The 24,857-nt window shown below is 70.6% G+C and carries 24 protein-coding genes; 10 read left to right on the forward strand and 14 right to left on the reverse strand.

Annotated features, from left to right (window positions below; translation table 11 throughout):
- Positions 1-14 precede the first annotated feature (14 nt).
- The gene (locus tag SROS_RS09935; RefSeq protein ID WP_012888787.1) at positions 15-686 is read right to left on the reverse strand and encodes a TetR/AcrR family transcriptional regulator; all 672 of its coding nucleotides are present in this window, start codon (positions 684-686) and stop codon (positions 15-17) included.
- An 88-nt stretch (positions 687-774) separates the two neighbouring features.
- On the opposite strand from SROS_RS09935, the gene SROS_RS09940 reads away from it, so the two are divergent.
- The 4 genes from SROS_RS09940 to SROS_RS09955 all read left to right on the forward strand — a co-directional run bounded on the left by SROS_RS09940 (position 775) and on the right by SROS_RS09955 (position 5,544).
- Positions 775-1,722, forward strand: coding sequence for a zinc-binding dehydrogenase (locus tag SROS_RS09940; protein WP_012888788.1), 948 nt, complete (start codon positions 775-777; stop codon positions 1,720-1,722).
- Positions 1,719-3,056 carry a DHA2 family efflux MFS transporter permease subunit gene (locus tag SROS_RS09945; RefSeq protein WP_012888789.1) on the forward strand — a complete coding sequence of 446 codons (1,338 nt, stop codon included), beginning with the start codon at positions 1,719-1,721 and terminating at the stop codon, positions 3,054-3,056. The genes SROS_RS09940 and SROS_RS09945 overlap by 4 nt, the downstream gene beginning before the upstream one ends.
- Entirely contained in the window at positions 3,053-3,628 is a 576-nt protein-coding gene (locus SROS_RS09950; RefSeq protein WP_012888790.1) for an NADPH-dependent FMN reductase, read from the forward strand. Before SROS_RS09945 ends, SROS_RS09950 begins: the two co-directional genes overlap by 4 nt.
- Before the next feature lie 404 nt (positions 3,629-4,032).
- Positions 4,033-5,544, forward strand: a complete 1,512-nt coding sequence (locus SROS_RS09955) for a glycoside hydrolase family 3 protein (RefSeq protein ID WP_012888791.1) — start codon at positions 4,033-4,035, stop codon at positions 5,542-5,544.
- A 184-nt stretch (positions 5,545-5,728) separates the two neighbouring features.
- On the opposite strand, the gene SROS_RS09960 is transcribed toward SROS_RS09955, so the two are convergent.
- From SROS_RS09960 to SROS_RS09975, 4 genes are all read right to left on the reverse strand, one after another.
- Complete coding sequence (locus SROS_RS09960) at positions 5,729-6,838, reverse strand: NAD(P)H-dependent flavin oxidoreductase (protein WP_012888792.1); 1,110 nt, start codon at positions 6,836-6,838, stop codon at positions 5,729-5,731.
- On the reverse strand, positions 6,835-7,695 hold the full coding sequence (locus tag SROS_RS09965) for a CoA-transferase subunit beta (RefSeq protein WP_012888793.1): 861 nt from the start codon (positions 7,693-7,695) through the stop codon (positions 6,835-6,837). The genes SROS_RS09960 and SROS_RS09965 overlap by 4 nt, the downstream gene beginning before the upstream one ends.
- A 91-nt stretch (positions 7,696-7,786) precedes the next feature.
- A complete protein-coding gene (locus SROS_RS09970) occupies positions 7,787-8,647 on the reverse strand; it encodes a CoA transferase subunit A (protein ID WP_012888794.1) in 861 nt (286 codons plus the stop codon).
- Positions 8,644-9,411, reverse strand: coding sequence for an enoyl-CoA hydratase family protein (locus SROS_RS09975; RefSeq protein WP_012888795.1), 768 nt, complete (start codon positions 9,409-9,411; stop codon positions 8,644-8,646). Before SROS_RS09975 ends, SROS_RS09970 begins: the two co-directional genes overlap by 4 nt.
- Before the next feature lie 77 nt (positions 9,412-9,488).
- On the opposite strand from SROS_RS09975, the gene SROS_RS09980 reads away from it, so the two are divergent.
- Together SROS_RS09980 and SROS_RS09985 are read left to right on the forward strand one after the other, a co-directional pair.
- Positions 9,489-10,244: an SDR family oxidoreductase gene (locus tag SROS_RS09980; RefSeq protein ID WP_012888796.1), complete on the forward strand. Its 756-nt coding sequence runs from the start codon at positions 9,489-9,491 to the stop codon at positions 10,242-10,244.
- 95 nt (positions 10,245-10,339) lie between these two features.
- Entirely contained in the window at positions 10,340-11,245 is a 906-nt protein-coding gene (locus tag SROS_RS09985) for an SDR family oxidoreductase (RefSeq protein ID WP_012888797.1), read from the forward strand.
- A gap of 208 nt (positions 11,246-11,453) precedes the next feature.
- Here the strand turns inward: SROS_RS09985 and SROS_RS09990 are convergent, their stop codons facing one another.
- The gene (locus SROS_RS09990) at positions 11,454-12,338 is read right to left on the reverse strand and encodes a hypothetical protein (RefSeq protein ID WP_012888798.1); all 885 of its coding nucleotides are present in this window, start codon (positions 12,336-12,338) and stop codon (positions 11,454-11,456) included.
- 1 nt (position 12,339) lies between these two features.
- Complete coding sequence (locus SROS_RS09995; protein ID WP_012888799.1) at positions 12,340-12,840, reverse strand: SigE family RNA polymerase sigma factor; 501 nt, start codon at positions 12,838-12,840, stop codon at positions 12,340-12,342.
- Between the two features lie 236 nt (positions 12,841-13,076).
- On the opposite strand from SROS_RS09995, the gene SROS_RS10000 reads away from it, so the two are divergent.
- Positions 13,077-13,487, forward strand: a complete 411-nt coding sequence (locus SROS_RS10000; RefSeq protein ID WP_148269006.1) for a hypothetical protein — start codon at positions 13,077-13,079, stop codon at positions 13,485-13,487.
- A 110-nt stretch (positions 13,488-13,597) separates the two neighbouring features.
- On the opposite strand, the gene SROS_RS10005 is transcribed toward SROS_RS10000, so the two are convergent.
- Both SROS_RS10005 and SROS_RS10010 read right to left on the reverse strand, forming a co-directional pair.
- Positions 13,598-13,801 (reverse strand): DUF397 domain-containing protein, encoded by a 204-nt coding sequence (locus SROS_RS10005; RefSeq protein WP_012888801.1) that lies wholly within the window; start codon positions 13,799-13,801, stop codon positions 13,598-13,600.
- A gap of 12 nt (positions 13,802-13,813) precedes the next feature.
- Positions 13,814-14,662, reverse strand: coding sequence for a helix-turn-helix domain-containing protein (locus SROS_RS10010; protein ID WP_012888802.1), 849 nt, complete (start codon positions 14,660-14,662; stop codon positions 13,814-13,816).
- A gap of 172 nt (positions 14,663-14,834) precedes the next feature.
- Between SROS_RS10010 and SROS_RS10015 the strand changes: the two genes are divergently transcribed.
- Both SROS_RS10015 and SROS_RS10020 read left to right on the forward strand, forming a co-directional pair.
- Positions 14,835-15,122, forward strand: coding sequence for a hypothetical protein (locus SROS_RS10015; protein ID WP_012888803.1), 288 nt, complete (start codon positions 14,835-14,837; stop codon positions 15,120-15,122).
- Positions 15,119-15,529 (forward strand): ATP-binding protein, encoded by a 411-nt coding sequence (locus SROS_RS10020; protein WP_012888804.1) that lies wholly within the window; start codon positions 15,119-15,121, stop codon positions 15,527-15,529. Before SROS_RS10015 ends, SROS_RS10020 begins: the two co-directional genes overlap by 4 nt.
- A 450-nt stretch (positions 15,530-15,979) precedes the next feature.
- On the opposite strand, the gene SROS_RS54390 is transcribed toward SROS_RS10020, so the two are convergent.
- Together SROS_RS54390 and SROS_RS50860 are read right to left on the reverse strand one after the other, a co-directional pair.
- Positions 15,980-16,246, reverse strand: a complete 267-nt coding sequence (locus SROS_RS54390) for a MerR family transcriptional regulator (RefSeq protein ID WP_043655176.1) — start codon at positions 16,244-16,246, stop codon at positions 15,980-15,982.
- Positions 16,247-17,022: 776 nt separating this feature from the next.
- Complete coding sequence (locus SROS_RS50860) at positions 17,023-17,391, reverse strand: STAS domain-containing protein (protein ID WP_169369279.1); 369 nt, start codon at positions 17,389-17,391, stop codon at positions 17,023-17,025.
- A gap of 446 nt (positions 17,392-17,837) precedes the next feature.
- Here SROS_RS50860 and SROS_RS10035 point away from each other — a divergent pair, with 446 nt between their 5' ends.
- Positions 17,838-18,671 carry an ATP-grasp domain-containing protein gene (locus SROS_RS10035; RefSeq protein WP_012888807.1) on the forward strand — a complete coding sequence of 278 codons (834 nt, stop codon included), beginning with the start codon at positions 17,838-17,840 and terminating at the stop codon, positions 18,669-18,671.
- Positions 18,672-18,965: 294 nt separating this feature from the next.
- Here the strand turns inward: SROS_RS10035 and SROS_RS10040 are convergent, their stop codons facing one another.
- The 3 genes from SROS_RS10040 to SROS_RS10050 form a co-directional block, all read right to left on the reverse strand.
- Entirely contained in the window at positions 18,966-21,488 is a 2,523-nt protein-coding gene (locus SROS_RS10040; RefSeq protein WP_012888808.1) for a M14 family zinc carboxypeptidase, read from the reverse strand.
- A gap of 376 nt (positions 21,489-21,864) precedes the next feature.
- Complete coding sequence (locus tag SROS_RS45840; protein ID WP_052316909.1) at positions 21,865-23,691, reverse strand: sugar transferase; 1,827 nt, start codon at positions 23,689-23,691, stop codon at positions 21,865-21,867.
- Between the two features lie 321 nt (positions 23,692-24,012).
- Positions 24,013-24,783 carry an SDR family oxidoreductase gene (locus tag SROS_RS10050; protein WP_043655184.1) on the reverse strand — a complete coding sequence of 257 codons (771 nt, stop codon included), beginning with the start codon at positions 24,781-24,783 and terminating at the stop codon, positions 24,013-24,015.
- Positions 24,784-24,857: the final 74 nt, after the last annotated feature.

Genomic DNA, 24,857 nt, shown 5'->3' on the forward strand with positions numbered 1-24,857 from the left:
CCGCCGGATGCCGTTCAGGCGGGGGAGTCGCGCCTCCAGCGTTCGGTGAAGAGGTGCTCGCCGGGCGGCGGGCCGGGCAGCGGTCCGCGGTGGACGGCGCGCAGGCCGTCCAGGGTGATGGCGATGAGGCGCCGCCGGGCGGCCACGGCGGCCTCGACGAGATCCTCGCGGCCCTGCTTGCGGATCTGGTCGAGCATCGGTGAGGAGCCGAGCTGCTCGATCAGGAGGGAGACGTCCGTAGGGGTGATCTCCGGCCGCAGGACCCCCGCTTCGCAGGCTCGGGCGATGATCGCGGCCAGGATCTCGTCGCCGCGCGCGCTCTTGGCCCACATCTCCGGGGTGACGTCGATGGTCCCCGCGACCGGGGCCAGGGATCCCTGGCCGAACTCGACGCAGGCGGTGACGAAGCCGGCCAGCCCGGCCCATGGGTCCTCGTGGGCGAGCCCCGCCTCCGCGGCCTCGTTCCACTGGTCGAGGGACAGCTCCGACAGGCGCTGGAAGAGCTCCTCCTTGGTGCGGTAGCGGCGGTAGAGGCTGCCGATCCCGACCCCGGCCCGGGCGGCGATCGCCGCCACCGAGGTGTGGGCGCCGTCGGCGGCGAGCACCTCCCGGGCGGCCCGGAGCAGCGCGTGGTCGTTGCGTTCGGCCTCGGCCTGCCTCTTGCCGCGGTACTTGCCGTCACTCATGCCCGCATCCTACCAGTTGCGGAGCAAAGCGCTCCGGTATAGCTTTCATTGCGGAGCAATTCGCTCCCTTTTGAGAGAAGGTGCGGACATGCGTGCTGTGACGATGGACCGGTTCGGCGGGCCCGAAGTTCTCCAGGTCCGGCAGGTGGCGGACCCGGTGCCGGAGGCCGGCCAGGTGCTGGTGGCGGTCGAGTACGCCGGGATCACCTTCGTGGAGACGCAGGTGCGGGCCGGGCGCGGTCCCGCGGCCAAGCAGCGTCCACTGCTGCCGCGGGTCCCGGGCAACGGCGTCGGCGGCCGGGTCGTCGCCGTCGGCCCCGGCGTCGACCCGGCACTGGTGGGCACGGTCGTGGTGGCGACGACCGGCGGCACCGGCGGTTACGCCGAACTCGCCGTGGCCTGGGTCGAGGACGCCGTCCCCGTCCCGGCGGGCGTGGAGTTGCGCGACGCGGTGGCGCTGCTCGCCGACGGCCGTACTGCCGTGCTGCTGCACCGGCGGGCCGAGGTGAAGGCGGGCGAGTGGGTGCTGGTGGAGGCGGCCGGGGGCGGCGTGGGCAGCCTGCTGGTGCAACTCGCCGCGGCCTCGGGCGCCAGGGTGATCGGCGCCGCGCGTGGCGCGGGCAAGGGCGGGCTCGTCCTCTCCCTGGGCGCGGTCGCCTACGTCGACTATTCGCGGCCCGGCTGGGAGCGCGAGGTCACCGAGTTGAACGGGGGCGTCGACCTGGTCTTCGACGGCGTGGGCGGCGAGGTCGGCGCGCAGGGCATGCTGGCCGTACGGCCAGGCGGCAGGGCGAGCGTGTACGGCATGGCCTCCGGCTCCTGGACCGAGCCCGCCGGCCACGTGCGGGCCGTCCCCGACGGCGGGGTGCCGAGCGCCGCCGAGGTCCGCGCGCTCACCGAGGAGGCGCTCGCCCTCGCGGCGGCCGGCCGGCTCCGCCCGACCATCGGTCAGACCTACCCCCTGCACGAGGCCGCCGAGGCACACCGCGCGATCGAGGCGCGGGCCACCACCGGCAAGACCCTGCTGATCCCATGAGCGCGCCGGCCGTGACGAGGGCGCCGGCGGGAAGCATCGTCCCGCTGGCCGCGACGCTGCTGATCGGCGCGATCGCGGCGCTGCTCGACACCACGATCGTCGCGGTGGCCCTCGACGAGCTGGGACGGGAGCTGGCCGCGCCGATTTCGACGATCCAGTGGGTCACCACCTCGTACGTGCTGGCGATGACCGCGGTGATCCCGCTGGTGGGCTGGTCGGTCGGCCGGTTCGGTGCCCGCGCGATGTGGCTGGCCGCGCTGGGGCTGTTCCTGCTCGGGTCGGTGCTGTCCGGCCTCGCCTGGTCGGCGGGCTCCCTGGTCGGCTTCCGGGTGCTGCAGGGACTGGGTGGCGGCATGATCCTGCCGTTGACGCAGCTCACCCTGGCCCGCGCCGCGGGACCGGACCGGTTGGGCCGGGTGATGGGCGTCGTCGGGCTCATCGGCCAGCTCGCGCCGATCTCCGGGCCGATCCTGGGCGGTCTGCTGATCGACGGCTGGGGCTGGCGGTGGATCTTCTTCGTCAACGTGCCGATCGTCGTGGTCTCCATGGTCATGACCTGGAGGTGGTTCCCCCGCGAAGAGGAACGCGCCGACCGGCGACTCGACCTCGGCGGGCTGGTCCTGCTGCCGGCCGGACTGGTCGCCCTGCTGTACGCCCTGACCGAAGGCGGGGCGCCGGTGATCGCGGTGGCGGGGGTGGCGCTGCTGGCCGTGTTCGTCGTGCGCTCGCTCCGCCGCGCCGGAGCGAGCCTGCTGGACCTGCGGCTGTTCGCCGACCGCTCCTTCCGGGGCGGGACGGTGATGATGTTCGTCATCGGCGTCACCACCTGGGGTCCGATGTTCCTTCTGCCGCTGTACTTCCAGCAGTCCCGCGGGTTGTCGGCGTTCGACGCCGGGCTCGCGCTCGTCCCGCAGAGCATCGGCCTCGGCCTGGCAGCCCTGCTGGTCGGCCGCTACGCCGACCGCATGCCGCCCCGCCCGCTCGCGGTCGCCGGGCTGGCCGTCGCCGTCGTGGGCACGATCCCGTTCCTGCTGACCGTCGATCCGCCGCTGCTGGGCGCGGCGCTGTTCGTCCGGGGCATCGGGTTCGGCGTCGCCAGCCTGCCCATCAGCGTGGCCCTCTACCGGACGCTGAGTCCCGCGGCCATCCCCGGCGCCACCAGCGCCTCCAATGTCGTTCAGCGCGTCGGAGCCGCCACCGGCACGGCGCTGATGGCCGCCATCCTCCAGGCGAGCGGCTTCGGCGACGCCCTGACCTGGATGCTCGTCCTCACCGCACTCGGCCTGGCCGGGACCGTGTTCCTCCCCTCCCGGGAAAGAAGAGTCAAATCATGATCAAAGTAGCCATCGTCATCGGCAGCACCCGCCCGGGCCGCAACGGCGAAGGCGTGGCCCGCTGGGTCCACGACCTCGCCGCCCGGCGCGACGACGCCGCATTCGAGATCGTGGACCTCAGGGACTACGACCTGCCGCACCTGGATGAGCCGATGCCGCCCGCGATGGGACAGTACGAGCATCCGCACACGATGGCCTGGGCCGAGAAGATCGCCTCCTTCGACGCCTACGTGTTCGTGACCCCCGAGTACAACCGCTCGATCTCCGGCGCGCTCAAGAACGCCATCGACTTCCTGCACGCCGAATGGGCCAACAAAGCGGCCGGTTTCGTCGGCTACGGCTCCGTCGGCGGCACCCGGGCGGTCGAGCACCTGCGCCTGGTGCTGGGCGAGCTCCAGATCGCCGTCGTGAGCAGCCAGGTCGCGTTGACGCTGGCCGCCGACTTCGAGCACTTCAGCGTCGCCCGCCCGGCCTCCCACCAGGCGGGCAGGCTCACCGCCATGCTCGACCAGCTCATCCCCTGGGCCGGCGCGATGAAGGCACTGCGGAGCGACGCCGTCCCGGCATCGTGACGAGGGCCTCCCCCCGGCCGGTCGACGGGAAGCGGACCGGAGGCGACGGCTGACGCCCGGACGGACGCGGATCGGTGATGCGGCGAATGCGGCCCAGGTCTCCCTGTCCGCGTCATGGTCCCGGGCGGCTCCCACCCCGGCGATGACGGCCGGTTCCGCCACGCGGGGTGGTGGCCGCGCCCGGCCGGGGTTCCGGCCTCGTCGGGATTCGCCTGTTCCATGAACGACTCTGATGTGTAAACCTGGAGTCAAACCCCCATGGTCAGCCCACTAGCAATTAGGAAAGTTTCCTATTAGATTGGCGCCCAAGCCTCTGAGAGCGCTTTCACGGGGGCGCCGGAACAACAGTTTGTCTGCGTGTCTTCGGCCGGAGAAGCCGGCCGGCCGTCAGGCGAGGAGGGTGCATGAAGCGCGGCCCAGAGCTGCTTCGTCTGGCGGACACGGTGATCCTTCCGGGGTTCGAGGGCAAGACCCCGCCCGACTGGCTCCGTCGGCGTCTCGCCGGCGGTCTGACCGGGGTGGTGCTCTTCTCCCGGAACATCGCGACCCCGTCCCAGGTCGCCGACCTGACGGCCGCGCTCCGCGCGGAGAACCCGCAGGTCCTCGTCGGCATCGACGAGGAGTCGGGGGAGGTCACGCGCCTGGAGGCGGCGGCCGGGAGCACCCGGCCCGGCAGCTTCGCTCTCGGCGTCGTCGACGACCTCGACCTCACCGAGGAGATCGCCAGGGACCTCGGCCGCGACCTCGCCGCGGCGGGCGTCAACCTCGACTTCGCCCCCTCGGCGGACGTCAACTCCAACCCGGACAATCCGGTCATCGGCCTGCGTTCCTTCGGCGCCGACCCCGACCTGGTCTCCCGGCACACCGCCGCCTGGGTCCGGGGCATGCAGTCCTCCGGCGTCGCCGCCTGCGCCAAGCACTTCCCCGGCCACGGTGACACCTCCGTCGACTCCCACCACGGCGTCCCGCTGGTCGCGGCCACCGCCGAGGAGCTCCACGAGGTGGCGCTGCGGCCCTTCCGCGCGGCCATCGCCGAGGGCGTGCGCACGGTCATGACCGGTCACCTGCTGGTCCCCGCCTTCGACGCCGCGATGCCCGCCACGCTCAGCGGCCGGGTGCTGCACGACCTGCTCCGGGTCGAGCTGGGCTTCGACGGCGTCATCGTCACCGACGGCATCGAGATGGCGGCCGTCTCCGGCACCTACGGCATCGGCGGCGCCTCGGCGCGGGCCATCGCCGGGGGCGCCGACGCGATCTGCGTGGGCGGCGAGCACGCCGACGAGCACACCGCCATCGCGGTCCGCGACGCCATCGTGGACGCCGTGATCGAGGGGTGGCTCCCCGAGGAGCGGCTGGCCGACGCGGCCCGCCGGGTCTGTGAGCTGGCCCTGTGGGGGGCGTCCACGGGGCACGTCCGCCGCTCCGCGCCCGCCCGCCCCGGTGACGTCCCGATCGGCCTGGTCGCCGCCCGGCGCGCCCTGCGGATCACCCGCCGCTCCGCGTCGGCGGTCCTCCCGCTGCCCGCTCCGCCCCACGTGGTCGAGCTCGCCCCGGAGATGAACCTCGCCATCGAGAAGGACACCCCCTGGGGCGTCGGAGAGCCGCTCGGCAAGCTCCTCCCCGGCACCACGGTGACCCGCCTGAGCGCCTCGACCGCCACCGGGGGCGCGATCGAGTCCGCGCTCGCCTCCGCGGTGGACCGCCCCCTGGTCCTCGTCGTCCGCGACGCCCACCGCCACCCCTGGCAGACGGACGCCCTGAACCACCTCCTGGCCGCCCGGCCGGACACCGTCGTGGTCGAGATGGGCCTGCCCGGCCGCTCCGACCTCGGCGCCGTCCACATCGCCACCCACGGGTCGGCCAAGGTCTGCGGCCAGGCCGCCGCCGAGATCCTCGCCGGGGACCTCCGGCTCTGACGTCCGTGCGGCCCGCGCCGACCGGCCGCGCGGGAGACCCCGGCGCCGGCCTGCGCGGCGCCGATCCCGGCAAGGCGGTGCCCGAGAGCCTGCCCGCCGGACAGCGCCGCACCGGCAGCGCGAGCGCACCCCAGCACGCCGTATCAAAAACGGACATACTTCGTAAAGGCGCTACCCGGCCCGGTCACGGACGCGGCAGGCGGTCCAGTACGGCGTGCGCCTCGGACATGATCCGGCCGATCAGCTCCGCGCAGCTCGGCAGGTCGTCGATCAGCCCGACGACCTGCCCCGAGGCCATGACGCCGAGATCCGCGCGCCCGTCCACCATGGCGGCACGGAGCAGCATCGGGGTGTTGGCGGCCTGCAGGACCTGGGCCCAGGTCAGGTCGCGGCCGTGTCTCATCCGGCGGCCCTCGCGTATCATCCCGGCCCAGGACATGCCCGACAGCCGCCTGAACCGGGCTCCGTTGGCGACCGCGCGGAGCAGGCGCATGCGGGAGCGTTCGAGGGAGTCGACGAAGGGGGTGCGCAGGACGCGGTGCGGGACGCCGTCCACCCGGGTGGTGACCACGGTCTCGGACATGCCGAGGTAGACCTCCTTCACCTGGTCGCCGACCGTGGAGTCCGAGGTCAGCAGGAAACGGGTGCCCATCGCGATCCCGCAGGCGCCGTACGACAGGGCGGCGACCAGTCCGCGCCCGTCGAAGAAGCCGCCCGCCGCGATCACCGGGATGTCCACCGCGTCCACGACCTGGGGGAGCAGCACCGTGGTCGGGACCGCCCCGGTGTGCCCGCCGCCCTCGCCGCCCTGCACGATCACCGCGTCCACCCCCCAGGCGGCGACCTTCTCGGCGTGCCTGCGCGCGCCGACCGAAGGGACCGTCACCACCCCGGCGTCCTTCAGCCGGGCGATGAGCTCCTGCTTGGGGGCCAGTGCGAACGACGCGACCCGGACCCCCTCACGGATCATGACGTCGATCCGCTCGCGGGCGTCGTCGGCGTCGGAGCGGATGTTCACTCCGAAGGGGGCGTCCGTCCGCTCCTTGACCGCGCGGATCGCGCCCGTCATCTGCTCGACCGTCATCGTGGCCGCCGCGATGATCCCCAGGCCGCCCGCGCCGGAGGTGGCCGCGGCCAGCCGCGCCCCGGCCACGTATCCCATCCCGGTCTGCACGACGGGATACCTGCAGCCGACCAGCTCGGTGAGCCGGGTGGCCAGGGTGGGCGGTGCGATGCCGGACGGGTCCGAGGCGCCGGCCGCGCCGGAGGAGGCGGCCGGTGGGCCGGAGGTCATGCCGGGGCCTCACGGCCGTGCCGGGTACCGGCGCCGGAGCCGGGGGCCCGGCGGTCCGGCGAGGGGCCGGGGGGACCAGGGGCGAGTGAGCCGGGGTCGGGGACCTCGCGCTCGCGCAGGGAGCCGGGGTCGAGGACCTCGCGCAGGACGTGGAGCTCCTCGGCGGTCGGCAGACGGGTCTGGGGCACCGCGTCCGGCACCGCGAGCGGGAAGCCGGTCCTCTCCACGACCTCCGCCACGGTGACTCCCGGGTGGACCGAGGCCAGGCGCATCGAGTGGTCGGGGCTGTCGAAGTCCAGGACCGCCAGGTCGGTGACCACCCGGCGCAGGTCGTGGTGGCGGTAGGCGCTCGGCCCCGCCTCGGCCGCGCGGTCGTGGCCGACACCGCTGACCATGTCCACCTTCGGGACGAACACCCGGGGCGAGTGCCGGGGGATCCAGTAGCTGGTCGGGTCGCACACGGTGTTGCCCGGGGCGCCCCGCACGCCGAGGAGCTGGGAGCGGGGCCGGGCCCAGTCGCCGATGCAGGAGATGTTGCTGTTGCCGTACCGGTCGATCTGGCTGGCCCCCAGCATGACGTGCCGCCTGCCGTTGAGCACCAGCCACAGATGGTCCCGGAACGGCAGCCAGCCCTCGACCACCTCGGGCGTCTCGCCCAGCGGCGGCACGTCCCCGGTCAGCAGGCACGTCCCGTCGTGGGTGATCAGGCCGGGCTCGAACGTGAGCCGGGCCAGCCGGGCGGCCAGCACGGTGATCGCGCCGCCGATGCCCGCGGCGAGGATCTCCCCGTCCCCCCGGAACGCCTCCGCGCATGCGACGACGCACACCTCGGCGCGCGTGGCGGTGATCGTCGTCACAGGTCCCTCCCGGGGTCCGATGTCGTGCCGGCGGTGCCGGACATGGCGGCGGGCGTGGCGCCGGGGCGCCGCGGCGGCCGCGGCCCGGCGCTCACCCGTCCTCCCGCGACCGCCGTACGGCCTCCTGGTAGGCGGCCTCGTCGCCGGACAGGTAGCGCTTCCGGAACGCCTTCCAGGCCTCCGGATCGGAGGCCGCGGCCACGTAGGCCCGCTGGAAGGTCTCGTCGCGGTCGTAGTCGGGCTCGCAGCTGGAGAAGTGGGCGCCGCCGGGCGTCTCCACCACGCCGGTCACCATGGACCTGCTGATCAGCAGCGACTGGACCGGCCCCTCCTTGAGCAGGTCGGCGGTGTCCACCAGGCGCTCGCAGGAGACGTAGCAGCGCTCGGCCGCCTTGGCGTAGAGGTCGTCGAAGTAGGGGTCGGGGCCGAGATACTGGGCGTTGCCGCGGCGGTCGGCCCGGTTCAGGTGGACGAGGGCGACATCCATGGTCAGCGCGGGGACCGCGATCAGCTCCTCGCCGTCGGGGTAGGGCGAGCGGACGGTCCGCAGGCCGGGGTTGACCCGCGTCACGTCCGAGCCGAGGCCGGCGCGGGTCGGCAGGAACGGCAGCCGGTGCGCGGCCGCGAGCAGGCCGAACATGAACATGCCCTCGTCGTACTCGGTGAAGTCCACGGCGGCGCTCTGCCGGGCGATCCGGAAGTGCGGTTCGAGAGGGATCGAGTCGAGCGTGACGAACGGCGCGATCACCCTGCGGACCTTGCCGTGGGCGCACAGCAGCCCGACGTCCGCGCCGCCGTAGGAGACGATCGTCAGGTCTTCGAGCGCGGAGCGGCAGATCGCCCGGACCAGGGCCATCGGCTTGCGCCGCGAGCCCCAGCCGCCGATCCCGACCGTCATGCCGCTCCGCAGTGATCCGACGACCTCCTCGACCGTCATCACCTTGCCGGTCATCGCGCCTCCTCGCCCGGTGTCCCGTCCGTCCCGGAGACGAACGCCTCGCGGTGCCTGTCGCCGGCGCCCATCAGGTTGAGCTCGAAGGTGAAGCCCTGCTCGAACCGGTAGCTGCGCCTGACGTCGATCGGGTCGATGCCGTTCAGCGACTCCTTGGCCCGGCGGATGACGTAGGGGTCCTTGCCGGCGATCACGGAGGCGACCTCGAAGGCGGCGTCGCGCAGCTTGTCGCGGGGGACGACCTCCAGCACCGAGCCGAAGGCGTGCAGCTCGGCGGCGGTGACGTTGCGGCAGGTGTAGACCATGGCGCGCATCAGGTGCTGGGGGACCAGCCGGGCCAGATGGGTGGCCGCGCCCAGCGCGCCGCGGTCCACCTCCGGCAGGCCGAAGTAGGCGTCCTCGCTGGCCACGACGATGTCGGCGTTGCCCGCCAGCCCGACGCCGCCCCCCAGGCAGAACCCGTGCACGGCGGCGATCACGGGGACCTCGCACTCGTACACCGCCGCGAACGCCGCGAAGCACCCCCGGTTGGCCCCGACCAGCGCGGCGTGCCCGGGGGTGGCCTGCATCTCCTTGACGTCCACCCCGGCGTTGAATCCCCGCCCCTCCGCGCGCAGCACCACGGCGCGGGTGCCGGGGTCGTGCCCGGCCTCCCGCACGGCCCGCGCCAGCTCGAACCAGCCCGAGACGGTCAACGCGTTGACCGGGGGCACCTCCACGACCACCTCGGCGACCGGTCCGCCGCCATGCAGAGTGATTCCCATCGCGCCTCACTGTTGGCACCTAACGCTTGCTTGGTACGGTAGCACGCGACGGGCCGGGCGGAAGATGGTGAGGCGTCATGCGGATCTCCTACGACTACGCCGGGTCGGTCGTGCTGGTGACCGGCGGGACCAAGGGGCTGGGCGCGGGCATCGCCGGGGCCTTCCTGGCGGCCGGGGCCCAGGTGGTCGTGTGCGCGCGCAAGGAGCCGTCGGCGCTGCCCGCGGGTGTCGGGTTCGTCGCCGCCGACGTGCGGGACCCGGCGGAGGTGGACCGGATGATCGGGGAGATCGAGGAGCGGCACGGGCGGCTCGACACGGTGGTCAACAACGCGGGCGGCTCGCCGTACGCGCCGCTGGCCGGGACCTCGCCGCGGCTGCACGCCCGGATCGTCGAACTCAACCTGACCGCCCCGCTGCTGGTCGCCCAGCGCGCCCACCCGCTCCTGGACGCGGCCGGCGGGTCGGTCGTCATGATCGGCAGTTCGAGCGGCACGCGCCCCTCGCCCGGCACCTCCGCCTACGGCGCCGCCAAGGCCGGCCTGCACCATCTGGCCGCCTGCCTGGCCGCCGAGTGGGCGCCGCGCGTCCGCGTCAACACGGTGGTCGTCGGGCTCGCCGAGACCGAGAGCGCGGCCGGCCACTACGGCGGGCCCGAAGGTGTCAGGCGGATGGGCGCCACCATCCCCGCGGGCCGGATGGCCCTGCCCGGGGACGTGGCCGGGGCGTGCCTGTGGCTGGCCGCCCCCGGCTACGTGACCGGGGCCGAGATCCTCCTGCATGGCGGCGGCGAGATCCCCGCCTGGAGGGAGATCGCGTCTGGACACGGCGGGTGAACTCCCGGAAAACTCTGCATGATCACGGCGAAAGGGACCTGCTTGACTCCCTCCCCGGGGCTGAAGCCCGGGGTCTCCACACCCAAGGAGATTTGATGAGCGGTATCTGCGACGGACGTGTGGTGATCGTGACCGGGGCCGGGCGCGGCATCGGGCGGGAACACGCCCTGGAGTTCGCCAAACAGGGGGCGAAGGTCGTGGTCAACGACCTCGGCACCGGGCCCGGGGGGGACGGCCGGTCCGGCGGGCCCGCGCTGGAGGTGGTCGAGGAGATCCGCGACCTGGGAGGCCGGGCGGTGGCCAACAGCGACGACGTCGCCGACTGGGAGGGCGCGGAGCGGCTGGTCAAGGTGGCGCTGAGCGCCTACGGGCGGCTGGACGTGCTGGTGAACAACGCCGGGTTCGTCCGTGACCGGATGCTCGTCTCGATGACCGAGCAGGAGTGGGACGAGGTGATCCGGGTCCACCTCAAGGGCCACTTCCTGCCGCTGCGGCACGCCGGGGCGCACTGGCGGGAGCGGGCGAAGGCGGACGGGCCCGTGGACGCCCGCGTGATCAACACCTCCTCCGGGGCCGGATTGCTCGGCAGCGTCGGACAGGGCAACTACGCCGCGGCCAAGGCGGGCATCGCGGCCCTCACCCAGGTGGCCGCCGCCGAGCTCGGCCGCTACGGCGTCACGGTGAACGCGATCGCCCCGGCCGCGCGGACCCGGATGACCGAGGAGGTCTTCGCCGCGACGATGGCCAGGCCCGAAGGCGGGTTCGACGCCATGGACCCGGCCAACGTGGCGCCACTGGTGGCCTGGCTCGGCTCGGCCGCCTCCGCCCACGTCACTGGGCGGGTGTTCGAGGTCGAGGGAGGCGCCGTCTCGCTGGCCGACGGCTGGCGGCACGGCCCCCGCGTGGACAGGGGCGCCCGCTGGGAGCCCACCGAGATCGGCGCGGCGGTCGCGAAACTCCTGAGCGAGGCGGCCGAGCCGGAGCCGGTCTACGGGGCGTAGTCACCGGCCGGACCGCAGGAGTGGCCTTCGGTGAGAGACGTGCGCTCAGCTCATGTCCTCCGGTACGCCAGCGCCGGTGCGGCCCCTTCCTGCCGCTCCCTTGGTGGACAGTTGTGCCCCGCGGGCCCCTGTCTCCGCAGGGCACAACTGTGCTTGACGCACTCGGGTCACGTTTCGACCCGCCGGTGGTGACCCGCCGCGGTGGTGGTCAGCTCGTGGGAGTGGCCCGGTGGGCGGGGCCCCTCCAGGCGAAGGTGATGTCCTTCTCCTGCTCGACGACCTGGCCCATCGCGTCGTAGGCGGTCACGGTGACCGATGGGGTGTCGAGGACCGTGGGCTTGCCCGAGGCGTCTACGCCACCTTCAGGACTTGGAGCCGTCGTTCCGAGCACCCGCCCGACGAAGAAGCCGTTGGCCACTTGCGCATCGGTGCGCTGCCCGCCTGCCCAGTCGATCTCCACCCGCCGCACGCCGGATGCGACGCGCCCGGCCACGACCCGGTAGGAGCCGCCGCTCTGGTCGTCGTCCCGCATGCCGTGTGAGTCCGTCTGCACCTCGTAGGCATCCACAGTGAGGCTTCCGGACAGGCCAGCCGCCAGATCACCGGGAGGCTTGTAGCCCCAATAGGTGAACACCGCGCGCTCGGCGAACGCCTCGTACTTCTGCGGCGTGCAGAACACGAAGCCGGCAGTGCTGCCGACGAGTGCCGTCGACCCCACCGCGTCCCGGTACTCCACCAGCACGCGGAAGTCCTCGGCCCTGCCGTGCTCGGGAATCCGCTGCTTGCCGTCCATGCCGTGTACCGGGCCTCCCATGGGCATGCACTCACGTACCGCCCGCAGTTGCTCGGGGGTGTTCTGCGGCAGTTCGATGATCTTGGCGGCGGTGTCCTGACCTCCGGCGGAGGGGATGACGACGAGTACGCCGGCCACGGAAGCCGCGGCGACCGCGAGTCCGGCGAGCGACCACGACAGCCGACGGCGCCTCGATGATCCGGTGGCCGCCCGGGAGGCGTAGGCGAGCGCGTCGACCGGCCGGGCCTCGCCCGCGATCCGCCGCAGTTCGTCGGCGATCTTCTGCTCGTTGACGGTCATGTCAGGCCTCCAGGGTGATGGGTTCGCCGACCAGCTCGCGGAGCCGGACGACCGCCTGATGGGTCTGGCTGCGCACGGTTCCCACCGAGCAGCCCATGATCTTCGCGACCTCCGATTCGGAAAGGTCCTCGTAGTAGCGCAGCACCAGGACCGCGCGTTTGCGCACCGGCAGGGTGCGCAGCGCCTGTTGCAGGGTGAGGCGGGTCTCGACCTCGCCGGTGCGGTCGGCGATCGCCTGCTCGGGGAGTGCCTGGACCACCCGTTCGCGGCCCCAGCGGGGACTTCGCCAGCGGCCGACCTGCTCGTGGTACATCACCCGCCGCACGTAGGCCTCGGGATTGCCGCGGATTTTCCGCCAATGTCCGGCGGTCTTCATCAGCGCCGTCTGCAGCAGGTCCTCGGCGGCGTGCTGGTCGTTGGTCAGGACGTAGGCGAGCCTGATCAGGCTGTCCGATCGGCTGGCCACGAATTCGGCGAATTCGCGTTGTTGGTCGGGATGCAAGGCTCTCCTCGGGTCTCATCCGTTTAGATGCGACCGAGGCCATGCATCTATGGCGTCCTGCCGACTGTTGGGCCTGCTGGCTTTCCGGAGGTCGATATCGGGGTGCGGCTTGGAATGCGGCAGGAAGGGGCCGCACAGACTCTGATGTACCGGATAACAGCCCCTTATCCGGTACATCAACCCATGTCCGCCGCGCGTCGCCCATCAGGCTCCCGGCCGGCGGCAACATCTGGGTGGTGATCAACGACGCAGGTGTTGGCCTCGCGCAGCGTCTCCTCTGGTTGGTGGAGCGGCGCGCCACCTGGGGCAGGAACCGGCGCCGCTCGTTCGGCAGCGCCGACAGGTTCAACTGGTCGGCGTCCATCGCGCGCAGCCACATCAGCTTGTCGATCGAGGCCTTCACCGCAGTGGTGGAGGCCTCCACCGCAGGTTTGGCCAGCCACTCCAACCGGGTGCACCCCAGCCCGGCATCGGCCTTCAGTAGCAGATCCAAATCCCAACGCACCTGCTCGGTCAACAAGTGGGCCACCTTGTGCGAAGTCAACTCTCCCGCCGCCGCCCGGGCCGTGCCGACCATCTTCGCCAACGCGATCGCCCCAGGCCGGATCACCTCGGGCTCGACCATTCCGCTGCGGGTACGGCGTTGATCGGCGGCGTCCCGTGCCACGAGATCGGGAACCCGCTGCGGACGGCGGGCGCGGTGCTGGACGCACGGGCACCGCACCCCGGGACGAGGGTGACGGCCCCTCTTCGGCGATCAGGGACGCGTGTCGAAGTCTCCGGCCTTCACCTGGCCGAGGAAGGCGGCCCAGCCCGCCGAGGAGAAGACGAGCTTGGGACCGCCGGGGTCTTTGGAGTCGCGGACGGCGACAAGGTCGGAGACAAGGGCGACCTCAACGCAGTTGTCGGTCGTTCCCTGGCTGAGTGAGCTCTTCCGCCAGGTGGCCTGGGAGAAGTTCATGAGGGGGGTGCCTCACTTCAATTTGTCGATCATGTCGGACAGATAGGCGAGGGACGCGTCGGGAGCAAGAGCCGTTGCGCACAGATGCTGGAAGACCAGCGTATAACGGGCAAGCTCTTGTGGCTTTTCCAGATAGAGGCCATCTGTTCCGGTCTCCACATAGACGATCTTCGGGTCCTCCGGGAATTCCATGATGACGAACTGACCGGCCATGCCCGCGTGCAGGCCGGCGGCGAGTGGGAGGACCTGGATGGTGACGTGCTCCAAGGGTTCGGTTTCAATGAGCCGTTGAAGTTGCTCCCGGACGACGAGCAGTGAGCTCAGCGGGCGGATCAGCGCGGCTTCATCGATGACGGCCCAGAAGCGTGGCGCGTCTTCCTGAGTGAGAAGGCACTGGCGCTTCATTCTCAGTGCCACGCGCCGTTCGACCTCGGCGGGATCGCGCACGAGTGCCGCACGGGTGATCTCCGCCGTGTAGGCGGGAGTTTGCAGCAGGCCGGGGATCACGAGGGGCTCGAAGGTGGAGATGGTCGAGGCTTCGGCTTCCAGGTCGACGTAGCTACCGGCCAATACGTCTTTGTAGGTGGTCCACCAACCGCGTTGGCGGGACTCCCTGGCAAGGGTGATCATCGCTTCGCGTTGCCCGGGGTCGATGACGCCGTAGACGTCGAGCAGGTCCCGTACATCACGAGGGTTGGGACGTTGCCATTGGGCGTTTTCGATCCGGCTGAGCTTGCCCCGTGACCACTCCAGGCGTTCGGCGACCAAGTCGGCGGTCATGTTCGCTGCTTCGCGCAAACGGCGCAGCTCAGCCGAGAGGCGACGGCGCCTGACGGTAGGACTCTGCCTGCTGGTGGTCATGACCGCGTCTCCTTGTCGCCGGTTGTGATCGTAGGGCATCTGACTGAATCGGACATTGAAACTCCAATCGGAGAACGTCAAATATTGGCATTGCAAATTTGGCTGTCACGGTACAGGATGACGCCGGAACGTAATCGGTAGAACACTCGGCGTACGGCGAGAGGGCGACGGCATGAGCGCATGTGATCCGAGAGAACAGTTCATCCACCTGGTGCGGCTCGGCCTGGATCTGCGAGGTCTCGGTGTCCGTACCTCGCTGGTGGTGCCCGTCGGCGGGCGGCCGGTCCTGGAGATCAGGTCGGCGGGTGAGACCCGCACTCGCATCACGGTCATCCGCCGTGCCTGCGGGTGGGCCTTCATCTGGCGCCCCTGGTGGGCGCGGCTGCGGCGGCCAGGCCAGTGGATATGGGCCGAGGCGGACAACGCGGCCGACGTCATCGTCTCGGCGGTAATCGCATGAGCGCGTCCCGGCAGACCGTCTGCCGCTACGAACGACAACAGGCGGCCTCCGCCCGCTGGAGCGCTCTGCGCCTGCTCGCCCACGCGGAGTTCCCCGGCACGCCGTACTCGGTTTCCACGGCGCGTCTGTGGGTGCGCGAGCTCCTGTCCGGGAGGATCGCCGACGCCGTCCTCGACGACGTGGTGCTGTTGCTGAGCGAGGTGGTCACCAACGCCGTCGTCCACTCCGACTCGGGACGCACGCCCGGCGGCTCGGTGATGGTCTGCCTGGGCGTCGGCGGCGGCATGGTCCACGTCGAGGTGATCGACGACGGGTCCGCGACGAGCGTTCCCTTCATCCGCGCCGCCAACGCCGACAGCGACGGCGGGCGCGGCCTGTTCCTGGTGGAGACGATGGCGTCCGGATAGGGCACGCACCACGACGACGAGGCGGGCAACGCGGTCTGGTTCCACGTGGCGGACGGCACGGCGGGCACGTCCGCGCCCGCCGAAGACCGCCTGCCGGGGAGTGGACGCCGCTGAGGCGCTTCCGCGATACGTTCCCGGGCAGACGATCAGACCGGCCCCCTTACGGTGGCCAGCCCTGCACTCCTTTCGGAAGTCGGAGTTGAGGAACCTGCGGACAGTCGTCAGCGCTGAGAACAATCATGGTGATGATCCGGCGACGGGTTGGCGCATCCCGCAGTAGCCCTACGCCGGCTGCGGCGGAGCGGTTCCGCCGGCAACGGCATCCGCGGCCGAGCGCCCCAGTGATCCGCAAGCTGTTCCGCAGCGTAGGCCTCTACCCTTGCCGTGAATTACCGAGTGGCTGATGAGGGCCGTGATCGTCGGCCCTCATGCGGAGCGGCGGCCGGCGTTCTAGGGCCGCTGGTCGCGGGTGTGCTGCAGCTCGGCGTTGATACGCAGGGCCTCAGCGAGCTGGTCTTCCAAAATGATGATGCGGCAGGCGGCCTCCAGGGCGGTGCCCTGGTCGACGAGCTCTCGCGCGCGGGCGGCCAGGCGCAGCTGGTAGCGCGAATAGCGGCGGTGACCACCGTCGGAGCGCTGCGGCTCGATCAGTTTGGCGGCGCCCAGGCTACGCAGGAAAGCCGGGGTGACGCCGAGCATCTCGGCGGCCCGGCCCATGCTGTAGGCAGGGTAGTCCTCGTCGTCGAATCGGTGACCGGAGCTGTCACCGGATGCGGCGGGGGCTCTGTCGGCCTCCTCGGCCGGGTGGGCTCTGTCGGCGGTGTCTCGGAGCGTGGGACTCGATCGGACGGTCGACGCCATCGGTGCTTGATCCATATAACCTTCCCGAATGCCAATAGGGGCCCCGGCGCCATGATGCGCCGGGGCCCACGAGGTTCAACACCATCTACCGGCCATGTGGCCGACTTACCTGTTTCCGCATGTGGCCGCCCGGTGGGGGCGGGGATGCGGGGATCGCGTATGCGTGACCGTAGACCACCATCCAATCCGTGGAACTGCGGTACCCGTGCGGCGAACTTCAGCCGGCGACGGGCGATCCTGATGGCGTTCAACACTCCTTTCGTTTATTTCTGCTTGTTCTTCGAACTCGTTCACTGCTACTGCTGTGGCAGCGCGTCCACGGCTGGGGCCCTTCACTTGCGCTGGCCCTGGCACGTCCGACCTTCTGCCGTTCACTGCTACTGCTGTGGCAGCGCGTCCACGGCCGGAGCCCTTCACTTGCGGTGGCCCTGGCACGTCCGACCTTCTGCCCCTCTTTACTGCATCTTCTACTGCTATCCACGTCCGCCCGGGCAGTTCGTCGTGATACCTGGGTCCTGCTCTGCCCTCGTGGATCCGTTCCTTGCGATGTCAGAAACTCTATCCCCACCCGGCACGGATGTCTACCTCAGTCACTGCAGATTTTCGATCCCGAGGACGCGAGAGATGACGCTTCACGCCGAGAGCAGGTCGGCGACAGCCTGCTCGGTGCTGTCGCGCAGCCCGAAGTGGGCCAGCAGACCGGTGCGCTCCAGCAGATGCCGCAGACCGTCCGGGACGCCTGCGAGCAGGAGTCGGCTGGTGGGGGTGGCCTGAACGCGCTGCAGGGTATGGGCCAGGACTCCCAGGGCAGTGGAGTCGTAAAAGGTCAGCTGCGACAGTTCCAGCACCAGGCGCGGGCCCGCGCTCGGTTCCCAGAGCGTGTCGATGTGGTCGGTGAGCGTGGGCGCGGTGATGAAGTCCAGGTGCCCACCGACCTCCAGCACGCTGCAATGCCCACGATGGATCACCCGCACCCGCAACTCCTGCTGGTAATGATTCACCTCAGCCCCTTCTCCTGCCTGTCGCCGACGAAGCCCTGCGATACCCCGCTGAACAGCGGCGACGCTCAACGCCGCAGACGGAATGAAACAGGACTTCGTCGACGCGGCGCCAGATGGCGAGAGGGATCCTCTCCGGAGCGGCAGGGGCGAGAAGACGACAGGCGTCCGAAAATCGATGGCGGTCTCATGGGGGCAACGCATCACCGCGGGGTGGAAGGTCACAGGTGCGGCGAGAGCTGGTGGGGTGGCCGGGGGCCGTCCATTTACGCGGTGCCGTACGGGGTTTCCTTGATCTGTTGGGATTGGCTGCGCTATGGCCGGTCAATCCCAACAGATCAAGGAAAACGCCTGAGCCGACGATCCACAGGATGCGGTTAATGTCTAGGTATGTGCCCTTGTGTAAGGTCCCTCGTATTCAGTTGGTACTGACATAAAGAGGGCATTCCATGAGTGTTTCCGCAGCGTACGTGACCTATGCCGACTCGGACGGAGTCGACGACGAGCAGGAGCCCACCCTCGCCGCCTGGGCCGGGGCCGGGATCACCGGGCATGTCGTGCGCTGGGACGACCCCGAGGTCGACTGGTCCGCGTTCGATGTCGTCGTGGTCCGCAGCGTCTGGGACTACGTGGACCGGCGGGCGGAGTTCCTCGACTGGGCCCGCCGGGTCGACTCCGTGACCCGGCTGCTCAACCCGGCCGCCGTGCTGGAACGCAACACCGACAAGACCTACCTGCGGGATCTGAAGGCCCCGGCCATCCCCACCTACTGGGTCGGGCCGGGCGAGGCCGTGGACTTCCCGGTCCTCGACGAGTACGTGGTCAAGCCCACGGTGTCGGCCGGGGCCCGTGACACGATCAGGACCGGCGACCGGCGGGAGGCCACGGCCCACGCCGCCCGGCTGGCCGCCGAGGGGCGGACCGCGATGATCCAGCCCTACCTGGACATGGTCGAGACCGAGGGGGAGACCTCGCTGCTCTACTTCGGCGGCCGGTTCAGCCACGCCATCCGGCGCAACCCGATGCTGGCGGGCAACGCCACCGCGCCGGGGGAGGGGAACAGCCACGGCGAGCTCCGCACCCCCGACCCGGACCAGGTAGCGCTGGCGGAGCAGGTGCTCGCCGAGTTCCCCGACGTGCTCTACGCCCGCGTGGACCTGGTCCGCCTCCCCGACGGCAGCCCGGCCCTCATCGAGCTGGAGCTCACCGAGCCCTACCTGTTCCTGCGCTACGCGCCCGACGCGGCGGCCAACCTGGCCCGCGCGCTGGCCGAGGCGCTCTGACCGCAGGGCCACGGCGCGTCCAGCCGTGGCCGCCGCAGGGGAGCCGCACAGACGCGCCGCCCCGGCGTGCGGCGCCGTACGTCATGCGGACATGCCGTCACCGGCGTGCGGCGCCGTACGGCACGTGGACATGCCGTCACCCGCGTGCGGCGCCGTACGGCACGCGGATGTGCCGTCACCGGCGTGCGGCGCCGTACGGCACGCGGACATGCCGTCACCCGCGTGCGGCGCCGTACGGCACGCGGATGTGCCGGTACGGCGTGCGCCCCGTTTCCAGGGCGCACGCCGTACCGGTCACTGCGGCAGGACGACCGCGAGCGGGGACACTCCGGCGGTGCGCAGCGCGCCCGGGAGCCTGCCCGCCCAGGGGTGCTCGTGCAGGCCGAGGCCGCCGGGGTTGGCGACGGTGAACCGGACCGCGCCGCCGGTGGCGGCCTGCTCGGCCCAGGTGGCCCCGAAGCCGTTCAGGGCCGCGCGGACCTTGTCCCCGTCTGCGGTGGGGACCGTGAGGCGGATCGGCGACTCCCGGTCCGGGATGGCCGCCGCGGCACGGGAGGCGTCGGGCACGGGGACGAGCGCCCGCGCCCGGGTGGCGGGCAGGTCGGAGGTGATCGCGTTGGCGACGATCTTCGCCGTGCCGTCGGTGAAGGCGCGGAAGTTCGGCTCCGCGGCGAACAGCACCGCGTGGCCGCTGCCCACCGGCTCGTCCACCACGGCCGCCGTCCCGCCGAGCTCCCCGGCGCCCAGCGCGAAGCCGGACAGGAACCAGTCGGGCGAGTCCGCCGCCGGGTAGGACGCCACCACGTGCGAGGGGTCGGCGGCCCGCATCACCAGGTCGTAGGCGTAGAACTGCATGACGCTCGACCCGACGCCCTCGCTCAGCGGCCCTCCGGCCACGGTGGTCCGCAGGAGCGAGCCGGGCACGTCGGAGGAGGGCTCGGCCAGTGTCACGCCGGAGACCCCCGTCAGCGCGGCGAGCTGGGCGCCGCCCGACCAGCCGACGTACCGGCCGCCCCGGCCGACCCAGTCCTTCAGCGCGGTACGGCCCGCCTCGCCGAGGGCGGTCGCGGCCGCGTTGGCCGGGCCGTCCGGCACCAGCAGCACGTCCACGTCGCCGAGCTTGCCCGCGGCGACGTCGGCCGGGACGAGCACCTCGTAGGGCAGCTTCCAGTCGCGGTCCAGGCGGTGGCGGAGCCAGCCGCTGGACTCGCCGGCGTTCTGCGCGGCGCCCGCCATCTGCAGCACGCCGACCCTGCGCGGGGTGGTGAGCCGGGCCGAGGGGGCGGCCACCGGCTGGACCGGGGTCGCGGCGGGCAGCAGCACCTGGCCGGAGGAGCCGCCGGAGACGTTGCCCAGCAGCGGCAGGCTCCAGGCGGTCACGTCGTAGAAGTAGGGGAACGGGGTGTAGGTGTCCTCGTTCAGCATGCCCTGGATCCAGTGCTTCTGGCCCTGGGCCAGCGGGATCCAGTAGGTGCCCCGGGGCAGGGTGGTGCGCGCCTCGGGCCTGCCGTACGCCTTGAAGTCCTTGACCGTCAGCGGCCTGGCCAGCTTGTACACCTGGACGTCCATGCGCTGCAGGCGGCGGACGACGAGGTCGGTCTCCGCCTTCTTGGCCGGGTCGTCGGCGCGCAGGAAGTAGTGGCGTACCTTGCGGTCGGGCACCTGGGTGATGACCTCGTTGCCCGGGTTGTAGACCTTGTTCGGCTCCAGCCGACCTTCGAGGCCCTGCTTCAGGGCGTCGGCGTACATCGCGTGCCAGGTGGTGAGGATCTCGGTCTTCTTGGCGGCCGCGGCCGACAGGGAGACCCACTGGGTCAGCCACTGCTCGAAGGTCCGGGCGGCGATCGGCGAGGCGTTGCCCTTCTCGAAGGTCATGCCCGCCGCGTTGAAGCCGGTCGTCGGGACCGTGTCGCCGTAGCCCATGTAGAACATGTCGTAGACATCGCGGTTGAAGAACGGGATCCCGCGCCGGGTGAACTCGCCGATCATCGCGGCGCCGTAGGTGTTGTTGATCCAGTCGACGGTCGGCTCGGCGATGTCGTGGTAGACCGGGTCGGCGTTCGGCGGGAAGAAGTATTCGGTGCCGCCCATCTCGTGGGCGTCGATGAAGAGCTGCGGCGGATACTTCCGCATGAGCTCGATCTTGCCGTCGGTCTCCGGCTGGGTGCGGGCGAACCAGTCCCGGTTCATGTCGAAGGCGTAGGCGTTGCGCCGGGTGTCGGCCTCGCGGCCGTCGGGGTTCTGCGTCGGCAGGATCACCACGACGGCGTTGTCCAGGATGCGCCCGGCCGCGCAGTCGTCCCGTCCGGCCAGGTCGTAGAGGGTCTTGAGGGCGGCGTCGGTGCCGCTCTCCTCGCCGCCGTGCACGTTTCCGGCGACCCAGAGGATCGCGGGCGTGTTCCTGGCGAGGACCCTGGCCGCGGGGGCGGGGGTGAGCGGGTTGCGCAGCAGTTTGATCGAGGCCTCGATCGCGCGCAGGTTGCGGAGGTTGCGCGGGGTGCCGACGATCGCGTACTTCAGCGCGCGTCCCTCGGCGCTGGTGGCCAGCGTGCCGGAGGTGACCCGGTCGCTGGCCCGGTCGATCGCGGTCAGCAGGGTGTCGGACTCCGCGGTGGTGACCTCGCGTTCGCCGAGGTCGAAGCCGAGCACGCTCTTGGGCGTGGGCACCTTGCCGTGGTAGACGGGCGTGGTCAGGGTGGCGTCGCAGGTGGTGGCGGGGGATGTGGCCGGGGTGGGCTCCGCCTGAGCGGCCCCGGCGGGAAGGGCGATGGCGACGGCCATGACGGCCGCTGCGATCACCTTGAGGCGGTTCACCATGCGATCACGCTGTCATCTGGGACGAATGACAACAAGATGTGAAATTTTACACTTGTGTTACGGGCGGGGCTTTACAGCTACCATCCAGGGCGGCCGATCGATGCTGGGCGGGGTCCGGCTGTTGCCTTGGCGGTAGGTCGGCTTGTGGCGGACTCGCCGGCGGTAGACGGTGATGAGGCGCGAGCCCTTCTTCGGCATCGCCGCAGCCGCCTCCAAGCTCTGCTCTTGTTCCGTCGCTGTTCCGTGGGAGCGCCTGGTCTGGCAGTTTCTTAGGTAGGGAGTTGGCCGGCGAAAACCCTGAGCTTACGGACAGCAAGATCCACCGCTACGTCACGACTTCGCCTCCCTGTTCTGCCGGTCGCGCGAAAGATCGAGGCTAGGAAATGCGCTTCATGTAAGCGGAAATGGCCTCCCAAAGGATATTCCGGTCCGAATGCAGGCTCGCGGTTCTGTCATGCCAGATGCCCGTGTAGCCTCGTTGAACGTCGAACGCATCTGTCTTCGGCTTGAGACCGATCTCGAGGATCTTGTTGGAGAACGGGCCGAACATCCCGGGCTTTCCAGCCAGATCCGCTTCGTTCCAACGCGGACCCAGGGTGGGGCCAAGGGCCGCTATCGTCTCCTGTCTGGTGGCGCTCAAGAGCGGTCGGTCGTTTATGACCGACATGTCACTCTTGTAGAGGACGTTGTAAGCCATTTGGACAAACTCGTCGAGACTGGTCTTCGTCCAAACTTTGCCGACTCTCGTACGCCGCGAATCCGATGAACCGAGGCTGCTGTCCTTGCCGTCGGTCGTGTTCATCGAACGGCCCTTGGCAATTTGGAACTCGCGGCCGAACTGGCCAACCCGTTTCTGTAAGAAGAAGGGATTCTTTCCGTCCTCGGCAAATTTTGCGAGCGCGAAGACGGAGACCGCAGGAGCGGTGATCGTGAGAAGCCCCAAGGCCCACTTGACATCATGCCACCGCTTGGCCGGACTCTGCTTCCAGGCTCTGCCCTTCAGGCTCGCATAGCTTGGGGCAGGCCAGGCCCGGGAGGAGAGTGCCGCGCCGGTGCTGAGAACGGCCATGCCGAATCCCATCTCAGCGGCGTGCTTCCAATTCCAGCCGGCACCGCTGGCCCATCCCGCGGTCGCCAGCACGGTTGTGCTCACCGCCCCGCCGGCCAGGATCCGGGAGAATGCCCGCTCCCATGTGGCCGACTCCATGGCCTCGGCCAGGCCGGTGAAGGCGGGTCCGCCTCGGCGCAGGAGCGCGGGCAGCGCGGCGTGCGCACCGGCCATCAACCCGCCGGCGAGCGCTCCGTGACCCATATTCCGGACCAGCTTCGCCGCATCGATGTCGCCGGTGGTGAACAACTGATTGATCGCGCTCAGTCCACCGGAGAACATCGCACCCAGCGCGGCCTGCCGGATGATCAGCAAGATGATCCGCAGTGCCAGGCCCTCCGCCCGGAGAAGCTTTTTCACCACAACGTCGAGGAGCGGGCCGAGCCGGGGGGCCAGTAGTTTTGCGAGGAGCATCAGTGTCAGCACGAACATCGCGGATGCCACGAATTGCCATCTGGCCTTGACGATCGCGTCATAGGCGACCTGGCCGCAGTGGGCGAGATGCTCGCACCGCCGCCGCAGGTCTGCCAGCTGCCCCTTCTCGCCGTGCACCACCCGCGCGGCCCGTCCGAACGCGGCCGTGGTCGGCCCGAACCCGGCCCCGGTCGCACGCCCCGCCTGCCCGGCGATCTGCTCCTGAACGTCGCCGACCACGCGTCCCAGCGCCGTCGCGGCGTCGCGCAGCCGCATCACACCGTCGAGATCGGCATCGGGCCACGTGGCGCCGAATCCTACAGATTCGAGGAACCAGATGGCCTGGCTCACGAAGTCAGGTGGTGGCGTGGTCGTCGGCAGGCCACTCGGGCCCGGCTCAGGCTTGTACTCCTCCGGATCCTTCAGCCATTCCGGGCACGGCTGCGCGTACGGGATCCCGGTGTTCGCCGCCTCGGCTGTGGCATACCTGTCCCCGGTGACGACCAGCCCGGCCGCCATCCCGCGTAGCAGGTTCACCGCCACGACCAGGTCTTTCAGCAGGTCGTCACGTAGCCGGGCGAATCCCGGTATGCCTGCCTCGGGATGGCCCTCGAACAGCGCCCGGCCCAGATCGTCCTGACCGAAGGGTCGCTCATCCATCGCCCGGCAGAACGCGTCCACGCCCCGGGCCAGATCGTCAGAGGCCTCTCGGACGCCTTTCCCCGCGCTGACCCAGATCTCCGGGTTGAATTGCAGGGCCCCTGCGGGGGATAGGTCGTTGGTGGCGATGTCTCCTCAACCCCATGATTCACAGCGAACGCTCGCGCAACTCTAACGGATCAGCTATTCCGGCGGAATCTGTGGCCGCTCATCACTGATGGTTTCAGAATGAGGTCCGGAGTCGGTCAGATCGTCGGAAACGAGGTCGGGGCAGGACACGCGACCGATCTGTCTCACCCGTGCCGGCCGTCACCAGCCGACACGCCGCTCATTTGAAACGAGCTATAAGGGCTGGCTGTGGGCGGAAATGCCGCCGTCCACCGGGATGATCGCCCCGGTGAGGTAGGCGCCCGCCCGCGACGACAGGAAGATCGCGGTTCCCGCCATGTCCTCGGGGGCGCCGATCCGGCCCAGCGGCACGTGGGACTCGATCGCCGAGCGGGTGGCCGGGTCGTCGAGCGCGAAGGCCATCATCTTCGACTCGAACGGGCCCGGCGCGATGGCGTTGACCGTGATCGACTCCCGGGCCAGCCGCTGGGACAGGTGGCGGGTGAGCATGTGCACGGCGGCCTTGGCCGCCGAGTAGGCGTAGTTCTCCATGGAGGGCACCCGGATCCCGTCGATCGACCCGATGTTGATCACCCTGGCCGGGTCGCCGGGGCTCGCGGCGGCACGCAGCAGCGGCAGGAATTGCTGGGTCAGGTGGAACACGCCCTTGACGTTGATCCCCCAGAGCTTGTCGAAGGCGTGCCCGGGATACTCCTCCAGCGGGGCACCCCAGGTCGCTCCGGCATTGTTGACCAGCACGTCCAGCCGTGACTCCCGCGCGGTGACGGCGTCGACGAGCGCGGAGACGCCCTCCTCGGTCGACAGGTCGGCCGGTACGGCCACGCATCCCAGCTCGGCCGCGGTCTTGCCGACCTCGGCGGCCTTGCGCGAGGAGATGTAGACCGTCGCCCCGGCCGCCACGAACCCGGCCGCGATCATCCGGCCGATCCCGCGCGATCCGCCGGTGACGACGACGATCTTTCCTTCCACCGAGAACAGAGTCATGTTCTGCAGCATGCCGTACCACCGACGGCCCGTCCATACCGAGCGGTTGGTTGAAAAATAATGTCATACAAAGA

The sequence above is a fragment of the Streptosporangium roseum DSM 43021 genome, from assembly GCF_000024865.1.
Classification (GTDB): domain Bacteria; phylum Actinomycetota; class Actinomycetes; order Streptosporangiales; family Streptosporangiaceae; genus Streptosporangium; species Streptosporangium roseum.

Excerpts from the sequence above, each read along its gene's own strand:
- SROS_RS09935 (WP_012888787.1), bottom strand. The coding sequence starts at position 686 with ATGAGTGACGGCAAGTACCGCGGCAAGAGGCAGGCCGAGGCCGAACGC.
- SROS_RS09940 (WP_012888788.1), top strand. The coding sequence starts at position 775 with ATGCGTGCTGTGACGATGGACCGGTTCGGCGGGCCCGAAGTTCTCCAG.
- SROS_RS09945 (WP_012888789.1), top strand. The coding sequence starts at position 1,719 with ATGAGCGCGCCGGCCGTGACGAGGGCGCCGGCGGGAAGCATCGTCCCG.
- SROS_RS09950 (WP_012888790.1), top strand. The coding sequence starts at position 3,053 with ATGATCAAAGTAGCCATCGTCATCGGCAGCACCCGCCCGGGCCGCAAC.
- SROS_RS09955 (WP_012888791.1), top strand. The coding sequence starts at position 4,033 with ATGAAGCGCGGCCCAGAGCTGCTTCGTCTGGCGGACACGGTGATCCTT.
- SROS_RS09960 (WP_012888792.1), bottom strand. The coding sequence starts at position 6,838 with ATGACCTCCGGCCCACCGGCCGCCTCCTCCGGCGCGGCCGGCGCCTCG.
- SROS_RS09970 (WP_012888794.1), bottom strand. The coding sequence starts at position 8,647 with ATGACCGGCAAGGTGATGACGGTCGAGGAGGTCGTCGGATCACTGCGG.
- SROS_RS09975 (WP_012888795.1), bottom strand. The coding sequence starts at position 9,411 with ATGGGAATCACTCTGCATGGCGGCGGACCGGTCGCCGAGGTGGTCGTG.
- SROS_RS09980 (WP_012888796.1), top strand. The coding sequence starts at position 9,489 with ATGCGGATCTCCTACGACTACGCCGGGTCGGTCGTGCTGGTGACCGGC.
- SROS_RS09985 (WP_012888797.1), top strand. The coding sequence starts at position 10,340 with ATGAGCGGTATCTGCGACGGACGTGTGGTGATCGTGACCGGGGCCGGG.
- SROS_RS09990 (WP_012888798.1), bottom strand. The coding sequence starts at position 12,338 with ATGACCGTCAACGAGCAGAAGATCGCCGACGAACTGCGGCGGATCGCG.
- SROS_RS10005 (WP_012888801.1), bottom strand. The coding sequence starts at position 13,801 with ATGAACTTCTCCCAGGCCACCTGGCGGAAGAGCTCACTCAGCCAGGGA.
- SROS_RS10010 (WP_012888802.1), bottom strand. The coding sequence starts at position 14,662 with ATGACCACCAGCAGGCAGAGTCCTACCGTCAGGCGCCGTCGCCTCTCG.
- SROS_RS10015 (WP_012888803.1), top strand. The coding sequence starts at position 14,835 with ATGAGCGCATGTGATCCGAGAGAACAGTTCATCCACCTGGTGCGGCTC.
- SROS_RS10020 (WP_012888804.1), top strand. The coding sequence starts at position 15,119 with ATGAGCGCGTCCCGGCAGACCGTCTGCCGCTACGAACGACAACAGGCG.
- SROS_RS54390 (WP_043655176.1), bottom strand. The coding sequence starts at position 16,246 with ATGGGCCGGGCCGCCGAGATGCTCGGCGTCACCCCGGCTTTCCTGCGT.
- SROS_RS10035 (WP_012888807.1), top strand. The coding sequence starts at position 17,838 with ATGAGTGTTTCCGCAGCGTACGTGACCTATGCCGACTCGGACGGAGTC.
- SROS_RS10040 (WP_012888808.1), bottom strand. The coding sequence starts at position 21,488 with ATGGTGAACCGCCTCAAGGTGATCGCAGCGGCCGTCATGGCCGTCGCC.
- SROS_RS10050 (WP_043655184.1), bottom strand. The coding sequence starts at position 24,783 with ATGACTCTGTTCTCGGTGGAAGGAAAGATCGTCGTCGTCACCGGCGGA.